31 protein-coding genes are annotated in these 24,375 nt (G+C 67.8%); 20 read left to right on the top strand and 11 right to left on the bottom strand.

The annotated features are described in order from the left end of the window. The first annotated feature begins 36 nt into the window (after positions 1 to 36). Entirely contained in the window at positions 37 to 432 is a 396-nt protein-coding gene (locus W7U_RS20705) for a DUF302 domain-containing protein (RefSeq protein WP_008262125.1), read from the top strand. Positions 433 to 435: 3 nt separating this feature from the next. On the opposite strand, the gene W7U_RS26550 is transcribed toward W7U_RS20705, so the two are convergent. After that, positions 436 to 609, bottom strand: coding sequence for a hypothetical protein (locus W7U_RS26550; protein ID WP_008262122.1), 174 nt, complete (start codon positions 607 to 609; stop codon positions 436 to 438). Positions 610 to 855: 246 nt separating this feature from the next. Here W7U_RS26550 and W7U_RS20700 point away from each other — a divergent pair, with 246 nt between their 5' ends. Next, positions 856 to 1,311: a MaoC family dehydratase gene (locus tag W7U_RS20700; protein ID WP_008262120.1), complete on the top strand. Its 456-nt coding sequence runs from the start codon at positions 856 to 858 to the stop codon at positions 1,309 to 1,311. 108 nt (positions 1,312 to 1,419) lie between these two features. Here W7U_RS20700 and W7U_RS20695 read toward each other — a convergent pair whose 3' ends face one another. Further along, positions 1,420 to 2,118 carry a GAF and ANTAR domain-containing protein gene (locus W7U_RS20695; RefSeq protein WP_008262118.1) on the bottom strand — a complete coding sequence of 233 codons (699 nt, stop codon included), beginning with the start codon at positions 2,116 to 2,118 and terminating at the stop codon, positions 1,420 to 1,422. Between the two features lie 164 nt (positions 2,119 to 2,282). On the opposite strand from W7U_RS20695, the gene W7U_RS20690 reads away from it, so the two are divergent. Beyond that, on the top strand, positions 2,283 to 3,182 hold the full coding sequence (locus W7U_RS20690; RefSeq protein ID WP_008262116.1) for a manganese catalase family protein: 900 nt from the start codon (positions 2,283 to 2,285) through the stop codon (positions 3,180 to 3,182). Between the two features lie 57 nt (positions 3,183 to 3,239). On the opposite strand, the gene W7U_RS20685 is transcribed toward W7U_RS20690, so the two are convergent. Together W7U_RS20685 and W7U_RS20680 are read right to left on the bottom strand one after the other, a co-directional pair. Continuing rightward, complete coding sequence (locus tag W7U_RS20685) at positions 3,240 to 3,818, bottom strand: hemerythrin domain-containing protein (protein ID WP_008262113.1); 579 nt, start codon at positions 3,816 to 3,818, stop codon at positions 3,240 to 3,242. 98 nt (positions 3,819 to 3,916) lie between these two features. Beyond that, complete coding sequence (locus W7U_RS20680; RefSeq protein WP_085976525.1) at positions 3,917 to 5,014, bottom strand: F420-dependent hydroxymycolic acid dehydrogenase; 1,098 nt, start codon at positions 5,012 to 5,014, stop codon at positions 3,917 to 3,919. A 53-nt stretch (positions 5,015 to 5,067) separates the two neighbouring features. Between W7U_RS20680 and W7U_RS20675 the strand changes: the two genes are divergently transcribed. After that, positions 5,068 to 5,679, top strand: coding sequence for a GNAT family N-acetyltransferase (locus W7U_RS20675; protein ID WP_008262103.1), 612 nt, complete (start codon positions 5,068 to 5,070; stop codon positions 5,677 to 5,679). Between the two features lie 30 nt (positions 5,680 to 5,709). Then, complete coding sequence (locus W7U_RS20670; RefSeq protein WP_008262101.1) at positions 5,710 to 6,063, top strand: hypothetical protein; 354 nt, start codon at positions 5,710 to 5,712, stop codon at positions 6,061 to 6,063. A 34-nt stretch (positions 6,064 to 6,097) separates the two neighbouring features. On the opposite strand, the gene W7U_RS20665 is transcribed toward W7U_RS20670, so the two are convergent. Next, a complete protein-coding gene (locus W7U_RS20665; RefSeq protein WP_008262100.1) occupies positions 6,098 to 6,772 on the bottom strand; it encodes a TetR family transcriptional regulator in 675 nt (224 codons plus the stop codon). A 70-nt stretch (positions 6,773 to 6,842) separates the two neighbouring features. Here W7U_RS20665 and W7U_RS20660 point away from each other — a divergent pair, with 70 nt between their 5' ends. From W7U_RS20660 to W7U_RS20645, 4 genes are all read left to right on the top strand, one after another. Then, the gene (locus tag W7U_RS20660) at positions 6,843 to 7,937 is read left to right on the top strand and encodes a ferredoxin reductase (RefSeq protein WP_036429571.1); all 1,095 of its coding nucleotides are present in this window, start codon (positions 6,843 to 6,845) and stop codon (positions 7,935 to 7,937) included. Positions 7,938 to 8,031: 94 nt separating this feature from the next. Then, positions 8,032 to 9,138 (top strand): acyl-CoA desaturase, encoded by a 1,107-nt coding sequence (locus tag W7U_RS20655; RefSeq protein ID WP_008262096.1) that lies wholly within the window; start codon positions 8,032 to 8,034, stop codon positions 9,136 to 9,138. 44 nt (positions 9,139 to 9,182) lie between these two features. Continuing rightward, positions 9,183 to 9,707 carry an SRPBCC family protein gene (locus W7U_RS20650; protein ID WP_197095504.1) on the top strand — a complete coding sequence of 175 codons (525 nt, stop codon included), beginning with the start codon at positions 9,183 to 9,185 and terminating at the stop codon, positions 9,705 to 9,707. Beyond that, positions 9,707 to 10,765, top strand: a complete 1,059-nt coding sequence (locus W7U_RS20645; protein ID WP_008262092.1) for an LLM class flavin-dependent oxidoreductase — start codon at positions 9,707 to 9,709, stop codon at positions 10,763 to 10,765. The genes W7U_RS20650 and W7U_RS20645 overlap by 1 nt, the downstream gene beginning before the upstream one ends. 68 nt (positions 10,766 to 10,833) lie before the next feature. Here W7U_RS20645 and W7U_RS20640 read toward each other — a convergent pair whose 3' ends face one another. Together W7U_RS20640 and W7U_RS20635 are read right to left on the bottom strand one after the other, a co-directional pair. Continuing rightward, entirely contained in the window at positions 10,834 to 11,946 is a 1,113-nt protein-coding gene (locus W7U_RS20640; RefSeq protein WP_008262089.1) for a DUF1214 domain-containing protein, read from the bottom strand. Next, on the bottom strand, positions 11,943 to 12,518 hold the full coding sequence (locus tag W7U_RS20635) for a TetR/AcrR family transcriptional regulator (protein ID WP_008262087.1): 576 nt from the start codon (positions 12,516 to 12,518) through the stop codon (positions 11,943 to 11,945). The genes W7U_RS20640 and W7U_RS20635 overlap by 4 nt, the downstream gene beginning before the upstream one ends. Positions 12,519 to 12,546: 28 nt before the next feature. Here W7U_RS20635 and W7U_RS20630 point away from each other — a divergent pair, with 28 nt between their 5' ends. Together W7U_RS20630 and W7U_RS20625 are read left to right on the top strand one after the other, a co-directional pair. Beyond that, positions 12,547 to 13,791 carry a sulfotransferase gene (locus W7U_RS20630; protein WP_008262086.1) on the top strand — a complete coding sequence of 415 codons (1,245 nt, stop codon included), beginning with the start codon at positions 12,547 to 12,549 and terminating at the stop codon, positions 13,789 to 13,791. A gap of 29 nt (positions 13,792 to 13,820) precedes the next feature. Further along, positions 13,821 to 14,708: an alpha/beta hydrolase gene (locus W7U_RS20625; protein ID WP_008262085.1), complete on the top strand. Its 888-nt coding sequence runs from the start codon at positions 13,821 to 13,823 to the stop codon at positions 14,706 to 14,708. Positions 14,709 to 14,733: 25 nt separating this feature from the next. Here the strand turns inward: W7U_RS20625 and W7U_RS20620 are convergent, their stop codons facing one another. Both W7U_RS20620 and W7U_RS20615 read right to left on the bottom strand, forming a co-directional pair. Then, on the bottom strand, positions 14,734 to 14,946 hold the full coding sequence (locus W7U_RS20620) for a TOBE domain-containing protein (RefSeq protein WP_008262084.1): 213 nt from the start codon (positions 14,944 to 14,946) through the stop codon (positions 14,734 to 14,736). A gap of 106 nt (positions 14,947 to 15,052) precedes the next feature. Then, complete coding sequence (locus W7U_RS20615; RefSeq protein WP_008262083.1) at positions 15,053 to 15,658, bottom strand: TetR/AcrR family transcriptional regulator; 606 nt, start codon at positions 15,656 to 15,658, stop codon at positions 15,053 to 15,055. A 141-nt stretch (positions 15,659 to 15,799) separates the two neighbouring features. On the opposite strand from W7U_RS20615, the gene W7U_RS20610 reads away from it, so the two are divergent. After that, positions 15,800 to 17,125 (top strand): cytochrome P450, encoded by a 1,326-nt coding sequence (locus W7U_RS20610; protein WP_008262081.1) that lies wholly within the window; start codon positions 15,800 to 15,802, stop codon positions 17,123 to 17,125. A gap of 15 nt (positions 17,126 to 17,140) precedes the next feature. Here the strand turns inward: W7U_RS20610 and msrA are convergent, their stop codons facing one another. Continuing rightward, positions 17,141 to 17,653, bottom strand: coding sequence for a peptide-methionine (S)-S-oxide reductase MsrA (gene msrA, locus W7U_RS20605; RefSeq protein WP_008262080.1), 513 nt, complete (start codon positions 17,651 to 17,653; stop codon positions 17,141 to 17,143). Positions 17,654 to 17,728: 75 nt separating this feature from the next. Here msrA and W7U_RS20600 point away from each other — a divergent pair, with 75 nt between their 5' ends. From W7U_RS20600 to W7U_RS20585, 4 genes are all read left to right on the top strand, one after another. Then, the gene (locus W7U_RS20600) at positions 17,729 to 18,235 is read left to right on the top strand and encodes a nuclear transport factor 2 family protein (protein ID WP_008262078.1); all 507 of its coding nucleotides are present in this window, start codon (positions 17,729 to 17,731) and stop codon (positions 18,233 to 18,235) included. Beyond that, on the top strand, positions 18,232 to 19,251 hold the full coding sequence (locus tag W7U_RS20595; RefSeq protein ID WP_008262076.1) for an NAD-dependent epimerase/dehydratase family protein: 1,020 nt from the start codon (positions 18,232 to 18,234) through the stop codon (positions 19,249 to 19,251). The genes W7U_RS20600 and W7U_RS20595 overlap by 4 nt, the downstream gene beginning before the upstream one ends. Positions 19,252 to 19,329: 78 nt before the next feature. Continuing rightward, positions 19,330 to 20,157 (top strand): class I SAM-dependent methyltransferase, encoded by an 828-nt coding sequence (locus W7U_RS20590; RefSeq protein WP_008262073.1) that lies wholly within the window; start codon positions 19,330 to 19,332, stop codon positions 20,155 to 20,157. 50 nt (positions 20,158 to 20,207) lie between these two features. Then, positions 20,208 to 20,588 (top strand): DUF427 domain-containing protein, encoded by a 381-nt coding sequence (locus W7U_RS20585; protein ID WP_008262071.1) that lies wholly within the window; start codon positions 20,208 to 20,210, stop codon positions 20,586 to 20,588. Here W7U_RS20585 and W7U_RS20580 read toward each other — a convergent pair. Beyond that, positions 20,582 to 20,980 carry a nuclear transport factor 2 family protein gene (locus tag W7U_RS20580; RefSeq protein ID WP_008262069.1) on the bottom strand — a complete coding sequence of 133 codons (399 nt, stop codon included), beginning with the start codon at positions 20,978 to 20,980 and terminating at the stop codon, positions 20,582 to 20,584. The two genes, W7U_RS20585 and W7U_RS20580, sit on opposite strands and share 7 nt — an antisense overlap. 62 nt (positions 20,981 to 21,042) lie before the next feature. On the opposite strand from W7U_RS20580, the gene W7U_RS20575 reads away from it, so the two are divergent. The 4 genes from W7U_RS20575 to W7U_RS20560 all read left to right on the top strand — a co-directional run bounded on the left by W7U_RS20575 (position 21,043) and on the right by W7U_RS20560 (position 24,365). Further along, positions 21,043 to 21,954, top strand: coding sequence for a DNA-3-methyladenine glycosylase (locus tag W7U_RS20575; protein WP_008262067.1), 912 nt, complete (start codon positions 21,043 to 21,045; stop codon positions 21,952 to 21,954). A gap of 89 nt (positions 21,955 to 22,043) precedes the next feature. Further along, the gene (locus W7U_RS20570; protein ID WP_008262065.1) at positions 22,044 to 22,592 is read left to right on the top strand and encodes a DNA starvation/stationary phase protection protein; all 549 of its coding nucleotides are present in this window, start codon (positions 22,044 to 22,046) and stop codon (positions 22,590 to 22,592) included. A gap of 151 nt (positions 22,593 to 22,743) precedes the next feature. After that, positions 22,744 to 23,727, top strand: coding sequence for a pirin family protein (locus W7U_RS20565; RefSeq protein WP_008262063.1), 984 nt, complete (start codon positions 22,744 to 22,746; stop codon positions 23,725 to 23,727). Between the two features lie 2 nt (positions 23,728 to 23,729). Next, positions 23,730 to 24,365 carry a TetR/AcrR family transcriptional regulator gene (locus W7U_RS20560; RefSeq protein ID WP_036429570.1) on the top strand — a complete coding sequence of 212 codons (636 nt, stop codon included), beginning with the start codon at positions 23,730 to 23,732 and terminating at the stop codon, positions 24,363 to 24,365. The last annotated feature ends 10 nt before the right edge of the window (positions 24,366 to 24,375 follow it).

The following is a 24,375-nucleotide window of genomic DNA, read 5'->3' as shown; positions in this document are numbered from 1 at the left end:
TTCTGGGTAGTCCACGGCTGAAAGAGGAGGAATCACATGACACCGGGATTGAGCACCACGCTGCACACCTCGTTCGAGGACGCGGTGGAGCGCACCACGAGAGCGCTGGCCGACCAGGGTTTCGGCGTGCTGTCCACGATCGACGTCAAGGCCACGCTCAAGCAAAAGCTCGGCGAGGAGATGGAGGACTATCTCATCCTGGGCGCCTGCAACCCGGCGCTGGCGCACCGGGCGCTGAACGCTTACCGCCAAATCGGCCAATTGTTGCCGTGCAACGTGGTGGTGCGCTCCGACCCCGCCGGCGACGCGGTCTTGGTCGAGGCCATGGATCCCCAGCTCATGGTCAAGGTGACCGGCGAAGCCGGGGCGCTGCAGGAGGTCGCGGACCAGGCCACCACCAGGCTGCAAGCGGCGATCGGCGCACTCGGGTAACCGTCAGCCGCGCTCGCTGCGGGCCTCGGCGCCCGATTCGCCGGCGTCGAACGAGTCATCGGAGCCCGCGGCGCCCACGTACGAGCCGTCGTCCTCACCCGCGGCGGCGCGGGACCGAGCTTGGTGGGTGTCGGGTTCCACGTCTTCCTCGGCTTTGTGGCCTTTGCGGTCTGGCATGGCGGTTCCTTTCCTGGCGCGGCAACGTCCACCTCCCGAATTCCCCCGACGGCTCAGGCGAAACGGGGGCGGCGCGGCGTTCGGCGCCCGGGCGCTACCGCGCAGGAAGTCGAGCAGGGCCGCATTGAATTGGTCGGGATGGCTCGAGATGGGTTCGTCCGTCCACCGGCTGCCACCCGCGAGGGCTCGGTGTTAACCGTGCGGCCCACCGTTATTGTTAGCAGCCGAAACCAAGGAGAACACCCAATGCGCACCTTCGAATCAGTCGCCGACCTGGCCGCCGCCGCGGGCGAGGAGCTGGGCCACAGTGACTGGGCCACCATCACACAGGAAGACGTCAACCTGTTCGCCGACGCGACCGGCGATCACCAGTGGATCCATGTCGACCCGGAGCGGGCCGCGTCCGGGCCGTTCGGCACGACCATCGCCCACGGTTTCATGACCCTGGCGCTGTTGCCGCGACTGCAGCACCAGATCTACACCGTCAACGGCATCAAGCTCGCAATCAACTACGGCCTCAACAAGGTTCGCTTCCCCGCGCCGGTCCCGGTCGGCTCGCGGGTGCGCGCGCAGAGTTCGTTGGTCAGCGTCGACGACGTGGGCAACGGCGCCGTGCAGGCGACCATCTCGACCACCGTCGAGATCGAAGGGTCGGCCAAGCCGGCGTGCGTGGCCGAGAGCGTCGTCCGCTTCGTCGCCTGAAAACGCCGCGTCGACGCCTGAAAACGCCGCGTCGAACGTCGACCTGTTGCGGCGAAACGCGGCCTCTTCGCGCAACAAGTCCACGTTCGGGTGTCGCGCGGCCGCGGATCAATCCTCGCCGCGGGTGTCGATCACGCGCTGGGCGATGTCGATGAGCTTGGTCTGACTCTCCTGCGACAGCCGGCGCAGCAACTCGAAGGCACGCACGTCGTCCACGCCGTAGCGCTCCATGATGATGCCTTTGGCCTGCCCGATGCGGTCGCGCGACGACAGGGCCGATTGCATCTGCCGTCCGTGGCGCCCGGCCATGATCGCCGACGCGGCGTGCGCGGCGAACACGGTTCCGATGGTCTCGGCCTCGGTATCCCACACGTTGGGCCGGAAGCTGAACAGGTTCAGGGCGCCGGCGGTGCGCTCGGCGGTGTAGAGCTTGAACGACAGGCTGCTCAGCACCCCGTGTTCGACCGCCGCCGGCGCGTACTTGGGCCAGCGTGGTTCATCGCGCAGGTCGTCGCTGCGCACGATCGTTTCTTTCAGGGCGGCGTCGTGACAGGGGCCCTCACCGAAGTCGTGCTGCAGCTTGTCGAGCTTCGCGACCAGGCTGTCGGTGTCGGCGACCGATTCGAACTCCCCACCCGCCTTGAGCAGCAGCACCCCCGCGATATCCGCGGCAGGTATCAGCTCGACCGCGGCGGTGGTCACGTCGGCGAAAACGTCGTCCAGCGAGCGCGGGGTGGCGATCTCGCGGGCGAGCTCGGCAATGCGCACGGCCAACTCGTGCTTCGAGGCTGGGTCCAAAGACTCCATAGGGGCGCATTCTCCACGATGGATCCCCGACGCGTAACCCCGGCGATCAGCGGCCCCGGCCGGACGGCCGACCGATGGGAAATCGCGATGCCCCGAGTTTGGCGTCATAGGCCCCGGGTATCCGGCGTCGACCAGCCCCATCTCGATCCCCCAGGGAGGCCCCAGTGTTTGTGCACAACAAAGATCTTCAATTCGAGGTACGGGTCGACCGGCCCGACCCTCGATTCGCGTCGCTGCTGATGGACCAGTTCGGCGGCGCCAACGGTGAACTCACCGCGGCACTGCAGTACTTCACCCAGGCTTTCGTGCTGCGGCAGAAGAACCCGAAAATGTATGACCTGTTCATGGATATCGCGACCGAGGAGCTCAGCCACCTCGAAATGGTCGGGTCGATGATCACCATGTTGCTCGACGGGCTCAACGACAACCTCAAGATCGCCAACGAGAAATGCGACTGGATGCCGGCGGTGGCGGCGAACGGCGGCGGCCGGGACGGCCTCATCCACTCGGTCGCGGTCAACCCGCTGTTCCTGGTGCTCAGCGGCGGCGGGCCGGACGTCAAGGACTCCGGCGGAAACAACTGGACCGGCGCCTACATCGACGCCAACGGCGACCCGACCGTCGATCTGCGCAACAACGTCGCGGCGGAATCGCGCGCCAAGATCGTCTACGAATACCTCAAGCAGTTCACCGACGACCCCGGCGTCCAGGACACGCTGACGTTCCTCATGACGCGCGAGGTCGCGCACTATCAGCAGTTCACGGCAGCGCTCAACGAGCTTCCGGTGAACTTCCCGCCGGGGCAGCTGCCCGGCGACCCGCGGTTCCAGAACGTGGCGTTCAACATGTCCAACGGGGGCGGCGAGTCCGTTCGCGGTCCGTGGAACCAAGGACAGGGCCCCTGGCCCGAGGGCACGGAATGGGAGTACGTGGAAAAGCCCGAGCAGCAGTGGCTGGGCGGCGCCACGCGCAAGAACACCGGCGCCAAGGAGAACCCGCAGGGCTCGCCGGCCGTCAACGCCGAGAAACCGTTCACGCACGAACAGCACGTTCCCACAGGCTAATTGGAGACGAGATGGCCGGGCGTCCGATCAAGACGCCCGGCCATCGTCGTTGCCGTGTCAGTGCATCTGCGGATCCGGCGGATTGTCCTTCCCGCGGCCGGTCACCGCGTCCCGGACGTGGTCGACGATCGCCGCGCCCATCCCCATCGTCTTGAGCACGGCCGGGTTGGGTGGGGTATCGGGGTGCGGCCGGGTCGGAGCGATCTTCTTTGCCGCTTCCAGCTTTTCGCCGATCTTCTCCAACTCCTCACGGCTGAGCACCGTTTCGACTTGGGGCCACACCTCATTCTGTTCGTAGGCGATGTGTTCGCGGCCCGCCTTGACGAACTCCTGCAGCGCCTCGTGGTAGTCCGGCTCACCGGGTTTACCGTCCTCGAGACGTTGCAGCAGCTTCTTTCCGGCCTGCTCCTGCTCGATCGCCTTGTCGACGAGTCCATCGCCGATCGCGTCGCGCACGGCCGGCCAAAAGAATTGTTCCTCAATCGCTTCGTGCTGGGATTCGGCGATGATGAGGTTGTTCACCATGGTTTCCAGGCCGCTCGCCTGCTCGCCGGGGCCCGACGGCGCGCCGTCGAGCGTCTCCAACAGACCGAGCACGCTCTTGTGGTCCTGACGGAGAAAAGTGATTGCGTCCATGCTTTGCCTTCCCATTGGGCTGTCCCTCGAAGTTGGGTGCGGATACCCGGGCCCGGGGCTTCGAAACAGCTTCGAAACGACTGCGCGCCGAAGGTCGCTCAGCGCAACTTCGGCAGGACATCGGTGCGGTAGAAGTCGATGGCGGTGATGGGGTCGTCTTGGGGAAAGTGCAGGAAGGGCACGGCCCCGGCGTCGAGCACCCGCTGCACGGCGCTGATGTGCGGGGCCGCGTCGGTGCCGACGGTCCAGCCGGCCAACACCTTGTCGACGGGGTTGGACTCGGCCGCGCGCTGGATCTCGACGGGATTGGGCTGGTCGACGGCGCCGGCCGTGAAACGCCACAGCGTAGCGGCGCGGGCCGCCTCGGCATTGCCGCCGACGACCGCGAACAGTTCGGCGCGTTTACCCAACGTGGCGACATCCCGCCCGGCGGCCTGCGCTCCGGAACCGAAGGCCGCCAACAGTTTTGGGTCCGTCACATCGTGGGCCTGGGTGATCCAGCCGTCCCCGTGCTGCCCGGCCAGTTTCGCGCTCTTCGGGCCGCCGGCCGCCACGAAGATCGGCGGCGGGGTGGCCGGCACGTCGTAAAGCTTCAACGAGTTCGTCTGAAAGTATCTCCCCGAGAAGGAGATTCGCGATCCGCTCCACAACCGGCGGATCAGGTCGATCGCTTCGACCAGCCGGTCATGGCGCTCCGCGTAGTCGCCGTAGGCGTTGGTGGTGGCCTGTTCGTTGAGCCGTTCACCGGTGCCGACGCCCAGGAACACCCTGCCCGGGTTGAGGATTGCCAGCGAGGCGAAGGCGTGGGCGACCGTGGCGGGGTGGTAGCGGTAGGTCGGGCAGGTCACCCCGGTGCCGAACGAGATCCGGCTGGTGGCGCTGCCGACCAGCGCCAGCGTGAGCCACGGGAACATCGAATGGCCCTGGTTGTCCTGCCAGGGCTGAATGTGGTCGCTGGCCCACACGTGGTGGAAGCCGGCCTCTTCGGCCGCCTGGGCCTGCGCCACCAGCCGGTCGGTGCGGAACTGCTCGTGGGACAGCACGAACCCCACGCCCCTGCCCGACGGCGGTGGCGGACCGGCGGACGTGGCGTGGTCGGTGCCCGGTGTCGTGCAGCCGTCCGACAGCCCGACGGACCCGAGCATGCCCGCGCCGACGGCCACCCGCCCGAACGCTCGCCGCGACATGCCGGTCACCCGGGTCGGCATACCCGCGCCGCATCACCTCAACACCCACTAGCGTGACGTGGATGACCCCGCACGTCCGCCCGGCGCTCAAGGCCGACGTCCGCGAGCTGTCGCGCACGCTGGCCCGCGCGTTCTACGACGACCCGGTGATGGTCTGGCTGATGCCCGAGGCGGACAAGCGCACCGCGGGCCTGAGCCGGCTGTTCGCGACGATGACCCGCCACCATCACCTGGGCCGCGGCGGCGTGGAGGTGGCCACCGAGGATTCGGGCATCGGCGCTGCGGCGCTGTGGGATCCGCCCGGCCAGTGGCAGGAGACGCCCGGTGCGCAGCTGGCGATGACGCCCACGTTCCTGCGGGTGTTCGGTCTGCGCTCGATGCGCGGCCGCGCGGTCCAGGAATTGATGAAGAGCGTGCACCCCGAGGAACCGCACTGGTATCTGGCGGTCATCGGCAGCGACCCGGCGGTCCGTGGCCAGGGATTCGGTCAAGCCCTGATGAGGTCGCGTCTGGACCGCTGCGACGCCGAATACTGTCCGGCCTACCTCGAATCGACCAAATTCGAAAACGTCCCGTACTACGAACGTTTCGGCTTCACCGTCACCCGCGAGATCGTGCTGCCCGACGGCGGCCCGACGATGTGGGCGATGTGGCGGGCGCCGCGGGCCGTTTAGTCACCCAATCCGGCGGGCAACCGTTTTGGCATGAGCGAGAACCCCCAAGCCGACGATCTGGTCGATCCCGCCGACTTTCCCGAGGAGGGCGGACCGGGCGACACCCTGAACGCGAGCGAAGGAACCGACTCCGACGAACTGCGCAACGACGACGGCGACATCGTCGTCGATCCCCCCGAGGGCTGGAGCGAGGCCAATCGCTTCGGTGTGACGGCGAGAGAAGAACGGGAGGGCGAATCCCTCGACGAGCGGCTGGCCGCCGAGGAGCCCGATGTGCCCGATGACATCGAGCCCGTGGACGACGGGCCGCGGCGCGCGCATCGCGGCCAGATCGACGGCACCCCGGAAGACGGCGATTCGCTCTACGACGTGGTCGACGAGTAAGTCAGTGCTCGCCTGTTTACTGCAGCCGATGCGATCAGGGAGTGCTCTGCCACCCGGCGATGCCGGTCGCGATCATCCGCAACTGCTTGACCGCGAGCCGGCGGATGTCCTCGGTCGCCTCCGCGCTCTGCGAATCCTCGATGGCCTCCGCGATGACGATCATGGCGTTGACGAACAGGGTCGCCAGCACGTTGAGATCCTCGGTGGTCCACTTGTTCAAACCGGGGAAACGCGCCAGGTCGGTGGCCAGCTCGGACGTGATCAGCCGGATCTCGGTGCGAATGGCGTAGCGCAGCACGGACAGGCCGCTGTTGCGCTCGCGACCGATCAGCCTCCAGTGCTCGCGCCGGTCGGCCACGCTGGCGACCAGGATCTCGACGGACGACTCGATGACCCGGTTCGGGTCGAGCTTGCCGGCGCGCGCGTCGCGCAAGGTGTCACGCAGGCTGCGAAACGACTCGTCGATCAGGACCAGGCCGAGCGCCTCCATCGATTCGAAGTGGCGGTAAAACGCCGCCGGCACGATCCCGACCTCGCGGGTCACCTCGCGCAGGCTCAGGCTGGAAAAGCTGCGGTCCTGCAAGAGCTTGAGCGCCGCGGCGATGATGGCACGCCGCGTCGCCTCCTTGCGCTCCTCGCGCGACTGGCTTTCCCGCGAGCGTTCGCGTCCGGAGCCGCGCGCCCGTGAGCTAGGAGTACGGCTGTTCACTGTGTGAACCCTACCACATCGGGCCAGTAAACCCTTGACTACCTGGCCGTTGCGACCGCACGGTGTACATATGTTCACTCAAAACGCTCAAGCTTCTGGTCGGGTCCTCGCTCGGATGTTCCGGCAGCGCGTGCTGGGTTCGGAGCTCCTAGACCTGCTGACCGGTCCGCACGGCGTCGACCGCTACACCGAGCTCGTCGCACCGACATGGACGCTGGGCGACGCCCGCGCCAAGGTGACCGACGTGCGCCGGACCACACCCCGCAGCGTCACGCTCACCCTGACACCCAACGACACCTTCCTGGCCACCCACACGGTCCGGGCCGGCCAGTACGTCAACCTGACCGTCGAGATCGACGGGCGCCGCCACACCCGCTGCTATTCCCCGGCCAACGCCGAAGGGGCGGCCACCCTAGAGCTGACCATCGGCCGCCACGAGGGAGGGCTGGTCTCGAACCATCTGTACGAACACGCCCGTCCCGGCATGGTGGTCGGTTTGGCCGGCGCCGGCGGCGACTTCACGCTGCCCGGGCCGCGGCCCCGGCGGATCCTGTTCGTCTCCGGGGGGAGCGGGATCACCCCGGTGATGGCGATGCTGCGCACCCTGGTAGCCCAGGGGCATCGCGGCGAGATCGCCTTCGTCCACTACGCCCGCACGCCCGCCGAGGCGTGCTACCGCGACGAGCTGGCCGCGCTGCCGTCGGTGCGGGTGCTGCACGGTTACACCCGCGCCGACGGCGGCGACCTGGCCGGACGCTTCGGCCCGGAACACCTGGCCGCCGCGATGCCCTCACCCGACGCGGTATTCGTCTGCGGCCCAACGGCTTTGGTCGAGTCCGTGCGGGAGCACTGCGACACCGTGTACACCGAAAGCTTCGTCCCTCCGGCCTTCGAAACACCGGCTAACCCGTCAGGAGGGCGAGTCACGTTCTCCGACAGCGGCGTTGACGTCGTCGACGACGGACGCCCGCTGCTGGAACAGGCCGAATCCGCCGGCCTGTCCCCGGAAAACGGGTGCCGGATGGGCATCTGTCACACCTGCACGCGGCGCAAAACCGCCGGCACCGTGCGCAACCTGGTCACCGGCGCGGTCTCGACCGCACCCGATGAGGACGTGCAGATCTGCGTGTCCGTTCCGGTCGGTGACGTGGACGTGTCCCTTTAACAGCAACCAAGCTCGCGAATGTGAAATACGCGACGGCCGCACGGCGTGTCGCGTCGCGAGATTCACAGTCGCGGCAGAATCCGGAGGAAAAGCCATGACACCCAACAAGATCACCCTGACACCCGAGCAGGCCGAGGATTTCGGCCGCGAGCTCGACGCCATAAAAGAGCGCGTGATGGCGGACCTCGGCGAAAAGGACGCCGACTACATTCGCCGCGTCATCAAGACCCAGCGTGCGCTGGAGGTCGGCGGGCGCGTGCTGCTGTTCCTGCCGCCCGCGTGGCTGCTGGGCACCGGCATGCTCGGCATCGCCAAAATACTGGACAACATGGAGATCGGCCACAACATCATGCACGGCCAGTACGACTGGATGCGTGACCCGGCGATCTCCGGCCGCACCTTCGAGTGGGACACCGCGTGCCCGGCCGATCAATGGCGGCACTCGCACAACTACATGCACCACACCCACACCAACATCGTGGGAATGGACCGCGACATCGGCTACGGGATCCTGCGGATGAGCGAGGACCAGCGCTGGCAGCCCTACTTCCTGGGCAACCCGCTGTATGCCTTCCTGCTGATGGTGCTGTTCCAGTACGGTGTCGCGCTGCACGAACTGGAAACCGAGCGCATCCGCTCCGGCGAGATCCGCCTCGAGGACAAGCGCGAGGTGCTGCGCGCCATCTGGCGCAAGACCCGGCGCCAGACGCTCAAGGACTACGTCGCCTTCCCGCTGCTCGCCGGCCCGTTCGCGCCGTTCGTCTTCACCGGCAACCTCACGGCCAACCTGATGCGCAACGTGTGGTCGTACATGATCATCTTCTGCGGCCACTTCCCGGACGGCACACAGGAATTCACCGTCGAGGAAACCCGGGACGAGTCGCGCGGCATGTGGTACTTCCGCCAGGTCCTCGGCTCGGCGAACCTCACCGGCGGCCGGCTCTTTCACCTGCTCTCCGGCAACCTCTCCCACCAGATCGAGCACCACCTGTTCCCGGACATGCCGGCCCGCCGCTACGCGGAGATCGCGCCCGAGGTGCAACGGATCTGCGAGCGCTACGGCATCCCGTACAACCGCGGTCCGCTGCTGCGGCAGTTCGGCACCGTCGTCCGCAAGATCGTCAGGCTGACCTTCCCGGACAGCTGGCGGCCCAAGGTCGGCGCCGACGCGCCCGCCGCCCGCGAGCCGGTCGCCGCGTAACTCGGTGCCGTCCACGCATTGCCTTGCGCCGGACGAGGGGGACAATGAGGTCCGTGGAATGGACCGGCGCGCGCTACGCGGACACCCCGACGGTGGAGGCCTCGACGTGGATCGACGCCGACCCGCAGCGGGTCTGGAGCCTGGTCTGCGATATCGAGCTGATGCCTGCGGTCAGCAACGAGCTCCAGGCCGTGGAGTGGGCCGAGGGATCGGACGGCCCGCGGGTCGGCGCCCGCTTCGTCGGACACAACGAGCACGAGGCGTTCGGGCAGTGGAGCACCACGTCTGAGATCGTCGCGTGCGACGAGCCACGCGAATTCGCCTGGGCCGTCGGCGGTCCCGATAACCCGGCCTCGATTTGGCGATTCCGGCTGGCGCCCCGCGACGGCGGCACGGCCCTGAACTACTGGATGCAGATGGGGCCGGGACGTTCGGGGTTGTCGACCGCGATCGACTCGATGCCCGACAAGGAACAGAAGATCGTGTTCGTGCGGATGCGGGAGTTCGAGGCCGCGATCGGAAAGACCCTGGCCTCGATCAAACGGCTGGCCGAGCACGGAGTGCGGTGATGCGGACCGCCACCACGGTGGAGTTCTCCGGTACCGGGGACGACGCCGGGCAGGCGGTGGCGCTCGCGGTCGAGGCGGAAAAGCTGGGCCTCGATGTGTGTTGGGTGGCCGAGGCGTGGGGCGCGGACGCGCCGTCGGCGCTGGGCTACCTCGCCGCCCGCACCGAGCGGATGCTCCTGGGATCCGGCGTGTTTCAGGTCGGTACCCGCTCGCCCGTCCTGATCGCCCAGACCGCGATCACACTCGCCAATCTGTCGAACGGGCGGTTCCTGCTCGGGTTGGGCGCCTCGGGCCCGCAGGTGATCGAGGGCCTGCACGGCGTCTCGTTCGACCGGCCGCTGGCGCGCACCTCCGAAACCATCGACATCATCCGGCAGGCGTTCGCGGGCGGAAAGATCTCTTACACCGGTAAGGAATTCGAGCTTCCCCGCCCCGGCGGCGAGGCGGTGCCGATGCGGTTGTCGACGCGGCCGCAGCACCCGATCCCGATCTACTTGGCCACGCTGTCACCGGCGATGCTGCGGTTGACCGGGCGGGTCGCCGACGGGTGGTTGGGCACCAGCTTTGTCCCGGAAGGCGCCGAGGACGCCTATTTCCGCCACCTTGACGACGGCCTGGCGGCCGCCGGCCGCGCCCGGGCCGACATCGACATCTGCCAGGGAGCCGAGGTCGCCTTCGCCGCCGACGATGACGAGTTGCGGGGCATGGTCGCGGGCCGCAAGAAGGAGCTCGCGTTCAGCCTCGGCGGCATGGGATCGTCGAGCACGAACTTCTACAACCGGGCCTACGGCCGGCAGGGCTGGGCCGAGGTCGCCGCCGAGGTGCGCGAGCGCTGGCAGCGCGGCGACCGCGACGACGCGGCCACGCTGGTGACCGACGAGATGGTGCTGGCGACCACGCTGATCGGGACCGAGGAGATGGTGTCCGCGCGCCTCGCGGTGTGGCGCGACGCCGGCGTGAACACCGTGCGGCTCTATCCCGCGGGCGACACGCTGGACGCCAAGCTCGAGACGCTGGGCCGGGCCATCGAACTGGTCCGCGCGGCTTCGAATTCTTGAGGGCCGCCGAACGTGCACTGGTGGCGGGTTTTTCGCGCGTTTTCCGCCCTCGTTACACGCTCGGCGGTTCAGCTGGTCGTCGTCGGCGCGTCGGCCGCCTTGACGAGCTTCACCTCCGGCCGCTGCGGCACGCCGTCGGCGAGGAACCACCGGAAGGCCAGGTTGCCGCGCGGATAGCCCAGCGTGGTCAGGGAATTCGGGTGTGCCGTCTTCGCCCCGGACAGCACGATCGTCACCGAGCCGTCACTGTTGGCGACGGCGCTGTGGCCGTTGATCGAGCAGCGCGCGTCGGGGCCCTCCGCCGCGCCGTAGGTGGCCATGAACTGGTTCCACACCACCATGTTCCAGAACCTGCACGCCGGCGGGCGATGGGTGATCACCAGCGCCTCGTCCTCGTCGAGCACGAAACTGCCGTACGAGTAGCAGGCGTCGCGCGCCGACCAGCCGAAGTTGGCGTCCGGCACCTGGTAGGGCTCGGCGAACGCGTTTGCGGCGTGGGCGGTTTCGTGCCCGAGGGCGTGCGCGTCTTCGACCCGGTTGCCGACGGCCAGCGGCACGATGGCGAACATGGTTTGCAGCCACGTCGTGACCGCGCGCAGGCGCGCCGCCGTCTCGGCGTCACCGTGGCGGATCGGCGCCGGCTCGTCGAGCGCCTCGATCCGCCAGACAACCGGGCGCCCGGTCAGGGGGTCGGCCTGATAGTCGCGGGTCATCAACACGGCCGCGTCGGCCGTCGGCGGGAATTCGAAGGAGAAGTTGCCGTCGACGTCGACGTCGAGGTCGGTGTCGCGGAAGATCGCGACCACCCGGTCCGACCACGCCCCGAGCGTCGGCTCGTTGTAGGCGGTGACCGAAAAGTACACGCTGTCACCCTTGTTCCCGCTGATGCGATAGCGGCGCGCCGGGTCGACCGGGCAGATGTGGTAGTAGGCGTCGGTGTTGTCCCCGCCCCAGCGGCGGTCGCGGCGGAACGGCGTGTTGACCGCGACGAATTGCGGCCGATCGGGTTCGGGGAACAGGTAGGTGTCCAACGCCACGCCCAGCGTGGTGGCGAGCATGCGGTAGCCGTCGGCGATGTGCCGGTCATCGGTGACCGCGCGGTCACCCTCCAAAAACGAGCGATCAAGGCCGCCAAGGGTTTTCAACAGATCCTGCCACGCGACCGTCGATTCGTGCGTCATGCGCTGATTCCTTTCAGGAGCAACCGTGTCGTGCGATCGACCCACGCGTCATCGAGCTCGGTGGGGCGGGTGAGCAGGGCGACCAGCGTGATGCCGGCGATGGTTTCGGCCAGTTCCGCGGCGGTGACCTCCGGGCGCACGTCGCCGCGCGCCGCCGCCGCCGCGAGCCAGTCGCCCAGCCCGCCACCGATGACGCCGGCGAAGCGCTCCAGCAGAGCCGAGTGCAGGCTCGGATCCGCGGCCATCTCGCCGATCAGGCCCGGCAGGGCCGCCCGGGCGGACGGCGTGGTGAGGAAAACCATTGTGCGGCGCACCATCTCGCGCAGGCCGTCGGCCGTCGAGCCGGTATCCGGGATGGCGGTGCCGGCGCCGATGGGGAACACCGCCTCATGCACCAGATGCGCCTTGCTGGGCCAGCGGCGGTAGATCGCGGGCTTGCTGGTGCCGGCCCGCTCGGCGATGGCCGACACCAACAGCCCCGGATAACCGGACTCGGCGAGCAGTTCAACCGTCGCGCGCAACACCGCGGCGTCGATACGCGGATCACGGGGCCGGCCAAAATCACCATCCATTACGAAACTGAGAGTAACATAAGTCGCCGTGACCGATGCCGTTCGCTCCGTTTCCCTCGATGACCTGGCCACGCCCCGATTCAGCGTCGAGGGTCAGCAGATCCTCGACATGATGAGCGCTATGGCCCCGCAGTGCCCGTTGGACGCCGACGCGCTGCACGCCCAGGCCAGTGCGGACACCGGCCTGCACGATTTCGGGCCCGACGACTACCGCGAACGGCTCGACGTCTTCCTCGCCGCGCTGCGCGAGATCGACGGGCTGCACGGCGCCGGGGCGGTCAACTTCTACGGGCAGCTGCTGCAGATCCTGAAGAACCGGCTACTGCTGGCCGACCTGTTGCGGCGCCATCCCGAGATCAACGACATCGAACTGACCTCGCCCGTGGTGATCGCCGGGCTGCCCCGCACCGGCACCACGCACCTGCACAACCTGCTGGCGGCGCCACCCACCTTCCGCACCATGCCGTACTGGGAAAGCAACGAGCCCTTCCCGATGCCGAACGAGGTTGGCGTGCAGCCGGATCCGCGGCGGGCCCGGATGGACGTCGCGGTCGGGGTGATCAACACGGTGATGCCGCATTTCGCGCTCATGCACGAAATGACCACCGACCACGTCCACGAGGAGATCCAGCTGCTGGCCAACGACGTGTCCACGATGCTGCTGGAGACGCTCGCCCACGTGCCCCGCTGGCGTGACTACTACCAGTCCCATGACCAGACGCCGCACTACGAATACCTGGCCACCCAGCTGCGGGCGATGCAGTTCCTGCGCGGGGGCCGGCGCTGGCTGCTCAAGTCGCCGCAGCACCTCGAACAGGTGCCGGTGCTGGATCGGGTGTTCCCCGACAGCATCGTCGTGTTCACCCACCGCGACCCGGTGCCGGTGGCGCTGTCGATGATCACGATGATCACCTACTCCGCGCGCATGCACCGCTCGCCGGTGCCGGTCGAGCAGATCGCCAACTCCTGGATCGACCGCCTCGATCAGATGCTCAGCGCGCTGGTGCGCGACCGCGACACCATCGGCCCGGACCGCTCGGTCGACATCCGGTTCGACGACTTCATGGCCGACGAAGCCGGCGTGGCCGAGCGCGTCTACGCCCTCGCCGGCGAGCCCTACACCGATGAGGCGCGCCAGGCCGTCGCCGGCTACCTGGCGGGTCACCGCCGCGGACGCCTGGGCAACGTCAAAACGTCGTATGAGATGTTCGGCCTGAACGAGCACAGCCTGCGCCGGCGCTTCGCGCCCTATGTGGAGCGGTTTCTGGCCTAACCCTTTCCGAGCCGCTACGTTCTCAACACATGGTCACCATGCCCACGCTGGACGGCGTCGAACACCGCTACGTCGAGCTCGGAAACGGCGTGACGATCCACGTCGCCGACGCGGGCCCGGCGAGCGGGCCGGCGGTGATGCTGGTGCACGGCTTCCCGCAGAACTGGTGGGAATGGCGCGAGCTGATCGGCCCGCTGGCCGCCGACGGGTACCGGGTGTTGTGCCCGGACCTGCGCGGCTCGGGCTGGAGCTCGGCGCCGCGCACCAGCTACCGCAAGGACGAGATGGCCGACGACCTGGCCGGGGTGCTGGATCGGTTGGGCGTCGCGTCGGTCAAGCTGGTGGCCCACGATTGGGGCGGACCGGCCGCGTTCATCATGATGCTGCGCCATCCGGACAAGGTGACCGGCTTTTTCGGGGTGAACACCTCGGCGCCGTTCGTCAAGCGCTCCCCGTCGATGCTGCGCAACGTCTGGCGGTTCTGGTATCAGATCCCAATCTCGTTGCCCGTCATCGGCCCCCGGGTGATCAGCGCGTCGAACCCGCGGTTCCTCCGCCTGCTGGGGTCATGGGTCGGCGGCGGCTACACGCTGCCCGAGGAGGACGTGCGGCTGTACCTCGAATGCATGCGGCAGCCCGGCCACGCCGAGGCGGGGTCGCGGTGGTACCGGTCGTTTCAGACCGGGGAGATGCTGAGCTGGATGCGCGGCGAGTACGACGGGGCCCGCGTCGACGTCCCCGTTCGCTGGCTGACGGGCACCGAAGACCCGGTGATCACGGCCGACCTGACCGAGGGATATGCCGACCACATCAAGGATTTCGAGGTCGAACTGGTCGATGGGGTCGGCCATTGGATCGTCGACCAGCGACCCGATCTCGTGCTGGATCGGGTCCGGGCCTTCCTCGCCGAAAAGTAAACCGGGTGCGGGCTTTTCGGCGCACCTAGTCGACGCCGATGGTGACTTCGGTCGATTTGATGAACACGGTCGCCGGCTGGCCCACCTTGAGCCCGAGGTCGGTCGCGGCGTCCCTGGTGACCGACGACGTGACGACCTGATCGCCGCCGTCGAGCGTCACCTTCACCACGGCCATCACGGTGCCGAGTTCGACCTCGGTGATCTTTCCCCGGAGCTGGTTTCGAGTCGAGAGCCGCATCGCAGAATCCTCCATGTCAGAACGGGCGGGGTCTGCGGTGAGCCTAGCCCCGCCGGGCCGGGCCCGGGATGGCTTGCGACACCTCGATTTACGGCGCCGGACGCGCTCAATGCCGCGGGCCGAGCAGGGCTACGGACGCATCCACCGCCGGTTCCACGATTTCTCGGACCGGTGTTCCGTCTTCGACCGCAAGTGCGGTCAGCTCCCGCAGACCGCCCAGCAGGATCACGGCCAGGGGCGCGGTCAACGGCGGCAGCTTCGCGCGCCGGAACCCGGGACTGGCGCTGAGGTCGATCAACAGGCTGGTCAACAGCTGCAACCCGCGGCGCTGGACCGGGCGAGCGGCCGCACCCAGCGACGGCAACTCACGGATCCAGCTCAACGTGATGGCCGGGCGCGCCTCGATGTAACCGACATAGGCCTCGACCGCCTGCCGGATCTGTGCGTGCCAATCGGCGTCGGGATCGACCGACGCCGCGATCTTCGCGCCCAGTTTCTCGATGTCGACGGCCAGCAACTCGAGAAAGCACTCCTCCTTGCCCGCGAAGTGGTCGTAGAAGGTGCGTTTGGACGTGCGCGCGCAACGGACGACGTCGGCGACGGTGCTGGCGCGATAGCCGCGTTCGGTGATCGACGTGGCCAGGCCATCGAGGAGCCGGAGGCGGAAAGGATCGACCTCGTCGAGAGCGGGGTCGCCATCCGTTGCTGTCATTGCTGAGGTCACGGCCCGCACCCCCTTTCGGTTCGAAACGCACCTTGTCAGCTTTGGTACTGCAGAGTACCGTACTCGGAAAGGTCCGTGGTACATCGCGGTACCAACTCCGGCCCGGCAGACGTGGGGAGCAATGACGCCATGAGTGAACTAGCCACCGTCCCGCCGGCCACGGTTCGCCTGCCCCCCGCGGTCCGAAGCCCGAAGCTGGTGCAGGGCGTCGGTTTTGCCGTGTCGCGGCGGATGATGATGCGACGCCTGTCACGCCGCTACGGCAACGTCTTCACGCTGCGGCTGCCGATGTGGGGGCGCGTCATCATGGTCAGTGATCCACAGCTGGCCAAGCAGATCTTCACCACCAGCCCAGACGAACTCGGCAACATCCAACCCAATTTGAGCAGACTGTTCGGTCCCGGCTCCGTATTCGGACTCGAGGGCGACGACCATCGCCGGAGGCGGCGGCTGTTGGCGCCGCCATTTCACGGCAAGAGCATGAAAAATTACGAAAGCATCATCGAGGAAGAAACGCTGCGCGAGATGGCCGGCTGGCCGGAGGGCAGCCCGTTCGCGACGTTGCCGCCGATGATGCGGATCACGCTGAACGCCATCCTGCGCGCGGTGTTCGGCGCCGAGGGGGCCGAACTCGACGAGCTGCGCAGGCTCATCCCGCCGTGGGTCACCCTGGGCTCACGCCTTGCGGCGCTGCCGAAGCCGAAGCGCTATCCTCGGTTCGGCCCGTGGGGCAGGTTGGACAAGTGGCGGCGCCAATACGACATCGTCATCGAGAAGCTGATCGCCGCGGAGCGGGCCGACCCGGATTTCGCCGAGCGGACCGACGTGCTGGCGCTGCTGCTGCGCAGCACCTACGACGACGGTTCCGCGATGTCGCACAAGGACATTGGCGACGAGCTGCTGGCCCTGCTGGCCGCCGGGCACGAGACCACCGCGTCCACGCTGGCATGGGCATTCGAGCGGATCAGCCGACACCCCGAGCTGTTGGCGAGGCTGGTCGAGGAGGCCGACGGGGCCGATGAGGGCGGCAACGAGCTGCGCCAAGCGACGATCCTCGAGGTGCAACGGGCCAGGACCGTCATCGATTTCGCCGGTCGCCACGTCTACCCCGAGGCCTACCGGCTCGGCGAATGGGCGATCCCGCGCGGCTACTCGATCATCGTCGGCATCGCGCAGATACACGACAACCCCGACGTGTTCCCCGATCCGCGGCGGTTCGACCCGCAACGCTTCATCGACACCAAACCGTCGGCGCTGTCCTGGATCCCGTTCGGCGGCGGGACCCGCCGCTGCGTCGGCGCGGCGTTCGCCAACATGGAAATGGACGTCGTGCTCCGGACCGTGCTGCGCCACTTGACAATCGAGACCACGGATGCGCCCGGTGAGCGGTGGCATTGCCGCGGTGTGGCGTTCACCCCGAAGGACGGCGGCCGGATCACGGTGCGCCGGCGCTGAATTCGCCGGGGACCGCTACTGGCTGGAGGCGGCCCGATGCGGCAGCTTCCAGCCCGGGCGGATGAAGTGGCAGGTGTATCCGTTCGGATAGTGCTGCAGGTAGTCCTGGTGCTCGGGCTCGGCCTCCCAGAAGTCGCCGGCCGGGCTGACCTCGGTCACCACCTTGCCGGGCCACAGGCCGGACGCCTCGACGTCGGCGATGGTGTCCAGCGCGATCCGCTTCTGCTCCTCGTCCAGGTAGAAGATCGCCGACCGGTAACTGGGGCCGCGGTCGTTGCCCTGGCGGTCTTTCGTTGTCGGGTCGTGGATCTGGAAGAAAAACTCCAGGATCGCCCGGTAATCGGTTACGGCCGGGTCGTAGATGATCTCGATGGCCTCGGCGTGGGTGCCGTGGTTGCGGTAGGTCGCGTTGGGGACGTCACCGCCGGTGTAGCCGACCCGGGTCGAGACCACCCCCGGCTGCTTGCGGATCAGTTCCTGCATTCCCCAGAAGCAGCCGCCGGCGAGAATCGCTTTCTGGTTGGTCATCGCTCGTCCTCCTCACCCGCCACAGTGAGGCCCAGGCTACACTCCGCCGATGAGCTGCAATGGTGCCGCGAAATCATGAGCACGTCCAAGTTCTCCCGTAGCGAACTGGCCGCCGCGTTCGAGCAATTCGAAGCGACCGTCGATGCGGCCGCGCGGTCGCACGACTGGGACGCGTGGGTCCAGCACTACACACCCGACGTCTTGTACATCGAACACGCGGCGGGCACCATGCACGGCCGCGACGAGGTCCGGCAGTGGATCAGTGCGACGATGGGCAGCTTCCCCGGCAGTCACATGGTCGCGTTTCCGTCGCTGTGGTCGGTGATCGACGAGGCCACCGGGCGCATCATCATGGAACTCGACAACCCGATGCGCGATCCGGGTGACGGCACGGTCATCGGCGCGACCAACATCTCGATCATCACCTATGCCGGTGATGGCCTGTGGCGTCAGCAGGAAGACATCTACAACCCGCTGCGCTTCGTGCAGGCCACGTTGAAGTGGTGCCGCAAAGCGCAGGAGCTCGGCACCCTCGACGAGGCCGGCGCGCAATTCATGGAGCAATACGGAGGCGCCCAGTGACCGCCAGGCCCAAACTCGTCATCGGCGCCAACGGCTTTCTGGGTTCACACGTCACGCGCCAGCTGGTCGCCAAGGGCCATGAAGTGCGGGCCATGGTGCGCGAGAACGCCAACACCCGGTCCATCGACGACCTCGAGCTCACCCGGTTTCACGGTGACGTGTTCGACACCGCCGTGCTGCGGGAGGCCATGGACGGGGTCGACGACGTCTACTACTGCGTCGTCGACACCCGCGCCTGGCTGCGCGACACCTCGCCGCTGTTTCGCACCAACGTCGAGGGGCTGCGCAACGTCCTCGACGTGGCGGTCGCACAACCCGACCTGCGCCGGTTCGTCTTCACCAGCACCTACGCGACGGTCGGCCGGCGGCGCGGGCGCGTGGCGACCGAGGACGACATCGTCGCCACCCGCGGGTTGTCGGACTACGTCCAATCCCGGGTCCAGGCCGAGAACCTGGTGATGCGCTACGTGGCCGAATCCGGGCTGCCCGCGGTCGCGATGTGCGTGTCGACGACCTACGGCAGCGGCGACTGGGGCCGCACCCCGCACGGCGCGTTCATCGCCGGCGCCGTCTTCGGCAAGCTGCCCTTCACCATGGACGGCATCCAGCTGGAGGTCGTCGGTGTCACCGACGCCGCGGAGGCCATGCTGTTGGCCGCCGAGCGCGGCCGCATCGGCGAGCGATACCTGATCTCCGAGCGAATGATCGCGCTGACCGAGGTGGTGCGGATCGCGGCCGACGAGGCCGGCGTGCCGCCGCCGCGACGTTCCATCCCCGTTCCGGTGCTGTACGCCCTGGGCGCCCTGGGCAGCCTGCGAGCCCGGCTCACCGGCAAGGACGCCGAGCTCAGCCTCGCGTCGGTGCGCATGATGCGCGCCGAGGCACCCGTCGACCACAGCAAGGCCGTCCGCGAATTGGGTTGGCGGCCACGCCCGGTCGAGGAGTCCATCCGCGAGGCGGCCCGATTCTGGGCCGCCATGCGAAATGCCAAGGGTAAGAGCGCGACTCCCCGCTGAACGCCACGCCGACCGCTGTTCAGGACGCGGCGCGGCGCTGGGCGTGGGACTAGCCTCGAGCGGGTGAATACCGAGCGAGTGTCCGTCGATCTCACCGGGGCTCCCCAGACCATGCTGGCGACGTTCTACGCCAAGGCGCTGGACGCCGACTTCGACAAGCCGATCCTGGGTGATCGGTACGCGAAGGAGATCGTCGATCGCATCGACTACGACTGGAAGAAGACGACCATCACAGCCCGGCGGGCGCCGTCGGTCACTACCCGTTCGGCACACTTCGACGAGTGGACGCGCAAATTCCTTGCGGCGCACCCGCGCTCGGTTGTGCTGCACGTGGGCTGCGGACTGGACAGCCGGTTCTTCCGCGTGCAGCCGGGTCCGGACGTGCAGTGGTACGACGTCGACTACCCCGAGGTCGCGGCGCTGCGCGCCCAGCTCTACCCGAGCCGCGATCACTATCGCGTGATCGCCGCCTCGGTCACCGACCCGTCATGGCTGAGCGAAATCCCCACCGACCGCCCCACGCTGATGATCGGGGAGGGGCTGACCATGTACCTGACCGAGCAGGACGGCACCGCGTTGCTGCGCCGGGTGGTCGACCGGTTCGGCTCGGGTGAGCTGCAGTTCGACGTGTTCAACTGGCTCGGGATCAAGTCGCAATGGCTCAACTCCGTGGTGCGACGGTCGGGATCCACGCTGCGGTGGGCAATCAACGGGCCCGACGACATCATCGCGGCCGTACCGGCGGTGCGGCTGCTGGCCTGCGAGCGCTGGTTCGAGTCGGACACCTTCGCACGATTGCCACGCTCATCCCGACTCCTGGGAAGGGTGATGTCGCTGATCCCCGCCGCCGCGAACATGTCTCAGTACCATCGCTACGCATTCGGCCCGCCGGACGGGAAGGGTTGACGGCGGCCGGGTGTTACAGCCCCAATAGGCGTCTGTAGGAGGTATCGATCATGGCCCACCGGCAAGTCCTGGAGCCGAACGCGGGGCACCCGATCACCATCGAACCCACCCAGGGCAGGGTGCAGGTCCGCGTGAATGGCGAACTGGTGGCCGACACCACCGCCGCGCTGGAACTGCGCGAAGCCACAATCCCTGCGGTGCAATACATTCCGATCGCCGACGTGCAACAGGATCGGCTCACCCGCACCGACACCAGCACGTATTGCCCGTTCAAGGGCGACGCCAGCTATTACAGCGTGACGACCTCGTCCGGTGACACCGTCGACGACGTGATCTGGACCTACGAGCAGCCGTATCCGGCGGTCGCCGCGATCGCCGGGCACGTCGCGTTCTACCCGAACAAGGCCGACATCACCGTCTCGGCTCAGTAGGGGACCCATCCGGGGAGGGCGGACGCCGTCGCCCGAGTGTCGCCGTAGAGGCGCATCGAGACGATCAGCCCCGCGCGGGTGTCGAAGATGCACACGAACGGGCTGTCGTAGGAGGTGCCGTCGGACGTCGTGCCGGTGGCCTGCGCCTCCACCACAACCGTCTCTCCCTCGTTGACGCAGCGCACCAGGTCGATGACCAGCTCAAGGTCTCGTTTGCGGCGCTCGACCGCGCGCCGGAAGGTGTCCTTGTCGCACGCGGTGCGCGTGTAGAGCGTCCAGAAGGTGAAGTCGTCGCGCAGCAACGCGAAGCCCTCGTCCAGATCGCCGCCGTCGCTGATGCTCTGCAAAAACATCCAGGCCAGTTCGCCCTGAGGGTCATCGAAGGGCGTCATCACACCGCAATACTGACTGGGGACGGAGTTCAGGGTCAATCGAGCGGTCGGAGAGTCATCAGGTGAAAAGCACGCGCACGGTCGTGTTCCCCGGGGCCGCCAGCTTCGGGCACACGTTGTCGCCGCTGCGCCGCGGCCCCGCGGATCCCTGCTTCCGCGCGACCGGCGACGGCTCGATCTGGCGGACCAGCCTGCTGCCCACCGGCCCCGTCACGGCCAGGATCAGCCGCGCGGCCCCCAACGCCGCGCACTGTGTGGCGTGGGGGAGCGGCGCGGGTGAGTTCGTCGAAATGCTGCCCGCCCTGCTGGGTCTCGAGGACGACGCCTCCGACTTCGTGCCGCGGCATCCGACGGTCGCCGCCGCGCACCGGCGGGTTCCGCACCTGCGGCTGGGCCGCACCGGGCTGGTGCTCGAGGCGCTGATCCCGGCGATCATCGAGCAGCGGGTGCCCGGCGCCGACGCGTTCCGCTCCTGGCGCGTGCTGGTGACCAAGTACGGGACACCGGCGCCGGGGCCCGCCCCCGAGGGCATGCGGGTGGCGCCGTCGGCGCAGCGGTGGCGAACCATCCCGTCGTGGGAGTTTCATCGCGCCAACGTCGACCCCAGGCGCGCACAAACGGTGGTGACCTGCGCGCAGCGCGCCGCGTCGCTGGAGCGGCTGACATCACGGCCGGCGGCACAGGCGCGGGCGGCCTTGACGTCCCTGCCGGGCGTGGGGGAATGGACCGCCGCGGAGACGGCCCAACGCGCCTTCGGCGACGCCGACGCCGTATCGGTGGGCGACTACCACATCCCCAAGATGATCGGCTGGACACTGCTGGGTGAGCCCGTCGACGACGCGGGAATGCTCGACTTGCTGGAGCCGATGCGGCCACATCGCCAGCGCGTGGTCCGGCTGCTCGAGGCCAGCGGATTGGCCTACGAACCGCGCCGGGGCCCGCGCCTGCCGGTGCAGCAAATCCACTCACTGTGATCCGTCGCGTTTTTCGGCGTCGCCATCGGGTACCCAGCAGAGCAAGAAAGTGTGTGGGAACCCCACGGAAGGAAGCTAGGAAACACGCGATGACTCAGTTCACAATTCCGGGATTGACCGACAAGCAGGCGGCGCGGCTCACCGAACTGCTGCAAAAACAGTTGAGCACCTACAACGACCTTCACCTGACGCTCAAGCACATTCACTGGAACGTGGTCGGCCCGAACTTCATCGGCGTGCACGAGATGATCGACCCGCAGGTGGAGGCCGTGCGTGGCTTCGCCGACGATGTCGCCGAACGCATTGCCGCCCTGGGCTCTTCGCCGCAGGGCACGCCGGGTGCCATCATCAAGGACCGCTCGTGGGACGACTATTCGGTGGGCCGCGACACCGTCCAGGCCCACTTGGCCGCGCTGGACCTCGTCTACAACGGCGTGATCGAGGACATCCGCCAATACATCGACGAGACCGACGAACTCGACCCGGTGACCCAGGACCTGCTGATCGGCCAGGCGGGCCAGCTGGAGAAGTTCCAGTGGTTCGTCCGGGCGCACCTGGAAAGCGCCGGCGGTCAGCTCGCCCACGCGGGCAAGAGCACCGAGAAGTCCGCCGCCAAGAGTGCGCGCAGCAAATCCTGACACCCTCAGTCGCACACTTCGCGCCATCGCCCCGGCAAATCGATGCCGGGGCGATGGCGCGTCGGCTTGGCCGCCACGCAGGTGCCGACCGCCCGGAATAAGTGGACCCTAGTCCGGTTATACCGGGTAGTCCGCTCTACGAGGAGGTCAAATGCCTGCAGTTACGGCCAACCCACTGACATTGCCGCGCGTCCGCGGCCCCGGCCCCGCCGACACCGAGCGGCCAGTGCGATCGATCACCACGGGCCCGCGCGGGTACGAGGGTGAGGGGTTCCCGGTCGTGCGCGCCTTCGCCGGGGTCGGTAGCGCCGCCCTGGATCCCTTCGTCCACATGGACCAGATGGGCGAGGTGAACTACCAGCCCGGCGAACCCAGGGGCACCGACTGGCACCCGCACCGCGGCTTCGAAACGGTGACCTACATGCTCGACGGGAAATTCGCGCACCAGGACTCCCACGGCGGTGGGGGGCTGATCACCGACGGAGCGACCCAGTGGATGACCGCCGGCTCGGGCATCCTGCACATCGAGACGCCGCCGGCCGAACTCGTCGAGAGCGGCGGACTGTTCCACGGCGTCCAGCTCTGGGTGAACCTGCCGAAGAAGGACAAGTTCGCGCCGCCGCGCTACCAGGCCATCGAGGGTGGTGACGCCGCGTTGCTGGCGTCCGACGACGGCGGGGCTCTGATCCGCATCATCGCGGGCGAGATCGACGGCCACCGGGGGCCCGGGGTCACGCACACGCCGGTCACGCTCGCGCACGCGACGGTCGAGAACGGCGCCCGGCTCAACATCCCCTGGCGGCGCGACTTCAACGCGCTCGTGTACGTGCTGTCGGGCAGCGGGTACGTCGGGCCGGTCGCCCACCCGATCCACCAGGGGCAGCTGGCGGTCCTGGGCCCAGGCGACCGGATCACCGTCGGGGCGGAGCGAGCTCGGGATTGGGGCGACGCGACCGCCATTGATGTCCTGCTTCTAGGTGGGCGGCCCATTCGCGAGCCGGTATTCCACTACGGGCCTTTCGTGATGAACACTCGCGCGGAATTGATCGAGGCGCTCGAGGACTATCAAGCCGGAAAATTTGGCGCTATTCCGCCAAATGCACTAATGCCCCACCATGGCGGTGGCACACTCTAGCAATGCTTCCACGGGGGACTCGCAGGCCGGGCCGTCCGCCTGCGGCGAAGGCGGACGAGACCCGGAAACGAATCATCCAAGCTGCTCGTTTGGTGTTCAGCGAACGCGGCTACGACGGCGCGACGTTCCAGGCCATCGCCTCTCGCGCGGACCTGACCCGGCCGGCGATCAACCATTACTTTTCGAGCAAGCGCGCCCTGTATCGGGAAGTTCTTAACGAGACGAACAAACGCGTCCTCGGAGTCGGCATCAAACAAGCCGAGCAAGAGTCCACGCTGGCGGCGCAGTTGACGGCATTCATCTACGAAGCGACACGAGCTAATGCCGAGAACCCGGCCGGATCCGCCTTTTTAATCAGCGGCGTACTGGAATCTCAGCGGCATCCGGATTTGGCCGGAGCCGAAAACGAGTCCGTGCGGATTGCCCGGGAATTCCTGATGCGCTGGGTCACCGACGCGATCGAGCGCGGGGAGATCGTCAGCGACTTCGACGCGTCGGCATTGGTCGAGGCGCAGCTCGTGCTCATCTGTGGGGTGGGCCTGTACGCGGGCTACGTCGAGAGCTACCAGCAGATGCTGGCCGTCACCGGAATGCTGCGCCAGCTGCTGGAGGGCGCGCTCTGGCGTCCGGGGGCCTAGCCCGCCGGGC

The sequence above is a fragment of the Mycobacterium sp. H4Y genome, assembly GCF_000364405.1.
GTDB lineage: Bacteria > Actinomycetota > Actinomycetes > Mycobacteriales > Mycobacteriaceae > Mycobacterium > Mycobacterium intracellulare.
The sequence above is the reverse complement of the archived record's forward strand: the minus strand, read 5'-3'. Positions and strand labels throughout refer to the sequence as shown.

What these genes read in the sequence shown, in the direction of transcription:
- W7U_RS20645 (WP_008262092.1), top strand. Translation starts at nt 9,707, where the DNA reads ATGCGGACCGCCACCACGGTGGAGTTCTCCGGTACCGGGGACGACGCC.
- W7U_RS20585 (WP_008262071.1), top strand. Translation starts at nt 20,208, where the DNA reads ATGGCCCACCGGCAAGTCCTGGAGCCGAACGCGGGGCACCCGATCACC.
- W7U_RS20635 (WP_008262087.1), bottom strand. Translation starts at nt 12,518, where the DNA reads ATGGATGGTGATTTTGGCCGGCCCCGTGATCCGCGTATCGACGCCGCG.
- W7U_RS20675 (WP_008262103.1), top strand. Translation starts at nt 5,068, where the DNA reads ATGACCCCGCACGTCCGCCCGGCGCTCAAGGCCGACGTCCGCGAGCTG.
- msrA (WP_008262080.1), bottom strand. Translation starts at nt 17,653, where the DNA reads ATGACCAACCAGAAAGCGATTCTCGCCGGCGGCTGCTTCTGGGGAATG.
- W7U_RS20670 (WP_008262101.1), top strand. Translation starts at nt 5,710, where the DNA reads ATGAGCGAGAACCCCCAAGCCGACGATCTGGTCGATCCCGCCGACTTT.
- W7U_RS20695 (WP_008262118.1), bottom strand. Translation starts at nt 2,118, where the DNA reads ATGGAGTCTTTGGACCCAGCCTCGAAGCACGAGTTGGCCGTGCGCATT.
- W7U_RS20615 (WP_008262083.1), bottom strand. Translation starts at nt 15,658, where the DNA reads ATGACAGCAACGGATGGCGACCCCGCTCTCGACGAGGTCGATCCTTTC.
- W7U_RS20565 (WP_008262063.1), top strand. Translation starts at nt 22,744, where the DNA reads ATGCCTGCAGTTACGGCCAACCCACTGACATTGCCGCGCGTCCGCGGC.
- W7U_RS20655 (WP_008262096.1), top strand. Translation starts at nt 8,032, where the DNA reads ATGACACCCAACAAGATCACCCTGACACCCGAGCAGGCCGAGGATTTC.
- W7U_RS20685 (WP_008262113.1), bottom strand. Translation starts at nt 3,818, where the DNA reads ATGGACGCAATCACTTTTCTCCGTCAGGACCACAAGAGCGTGCTCGGT.
- W7U_RS20620 (WP_008262084.1), bottom strand. Translation starts at nt 14,946, where the DNA reads ATGCGGCTCTCGACTCGAAACCAGCTCCGGGGAAAGATCACCGAGGTC.
- W7U_RS26550 (WP_008262122.1), bottom strand. Translation starts at nt 609, where the DNA reads ATGCCAGACCGCAAAGGCCACAAAGCCGAGGAAGACGTGGAACCCGAC.
- W7U_RS20560 (WP_036429570.1), top strand. Translation starts at nt 23,730, where the DNA reads ATGCTTCCACGGGGGACTCGCAGGCCGGGCCGTCCGCCTGCGGCGAAG.
- W7U_RS20570 (WP_008262065.1), top strand. Translation starts at nt 22,044, where the DNA reads ATGACTCAGTTCACAATTCCGGGATTGACCGACAAGCAGGCGGCGCGG.
- W7U_RS20705 (WP_008262125.1), top strand. Translation starts at nt 37, where the DNA reads ATGACACCGGGATTGAGCACCACGCTGCACACCTCGTTCGAGGACGCG.
- W7U_RS20650 (WP_197095504.1), top strand. Translation starts at nt 9,183, where the DNA reads ATGAGGTCCGTGGAATGGACCGGCGCGCGCTACGCGGACACCCCGACG.
- W7U_RS20625 (WP_008262085.1), top strand. Translation starts at nt 13,821, where the DNA reads ATGGTCACCATGCCCACGCTGGACGGCGTCGAACACCGCTACGTCGAG.
- W7U_RS20700 (WP_008262120.1), top strand. Translation starts at nt 856, where the DNA reads ATGCGCACCTTCGAATCAGTCGCCGACCTGGCCGCCGCCGCGGGCGAG.
- W7U_RS20640 (WP_008262089.1), bottom strand. Translation starts at nt 11,946, where the DNA reads ATGACGCACGAATCGACGGTCGCGTGGCAGGATCTGTTGAAAACCCTT.
- W7U_RS20660 (WP_036429571.1), top strand. Translation starts at nt 6,843, where the DNA reads ATGTTCACTCAAAACGCTCAAGCTTCTGGTCGGGTCCTCGCTCGGATG.
- W7U_RS20580 (WP_008262069.1), bottom strand. Translation starts at nt 20,980, where the DNA reads ATGACGCCCTTCGATGACCCTCAGGGCGAACTGGCCTGGATGTTTTTG.
- W7U_RS20600 (WP_008262078.1), top strand. Translation starts at nt 17,729, where the DNA reads ATGAGCACGTCCAAGTTCTCCCGTAGCGAACTGGCCGCCGCGTTCGAG.
- W7U_RS20610 (WP_008262081.1), top strand. Translation starts at nt 15,800, where the DNA reads ATGAGTGAACTAGCCACCGTCCCGCCGGCCACGGTTCGCCTGCCCCCC.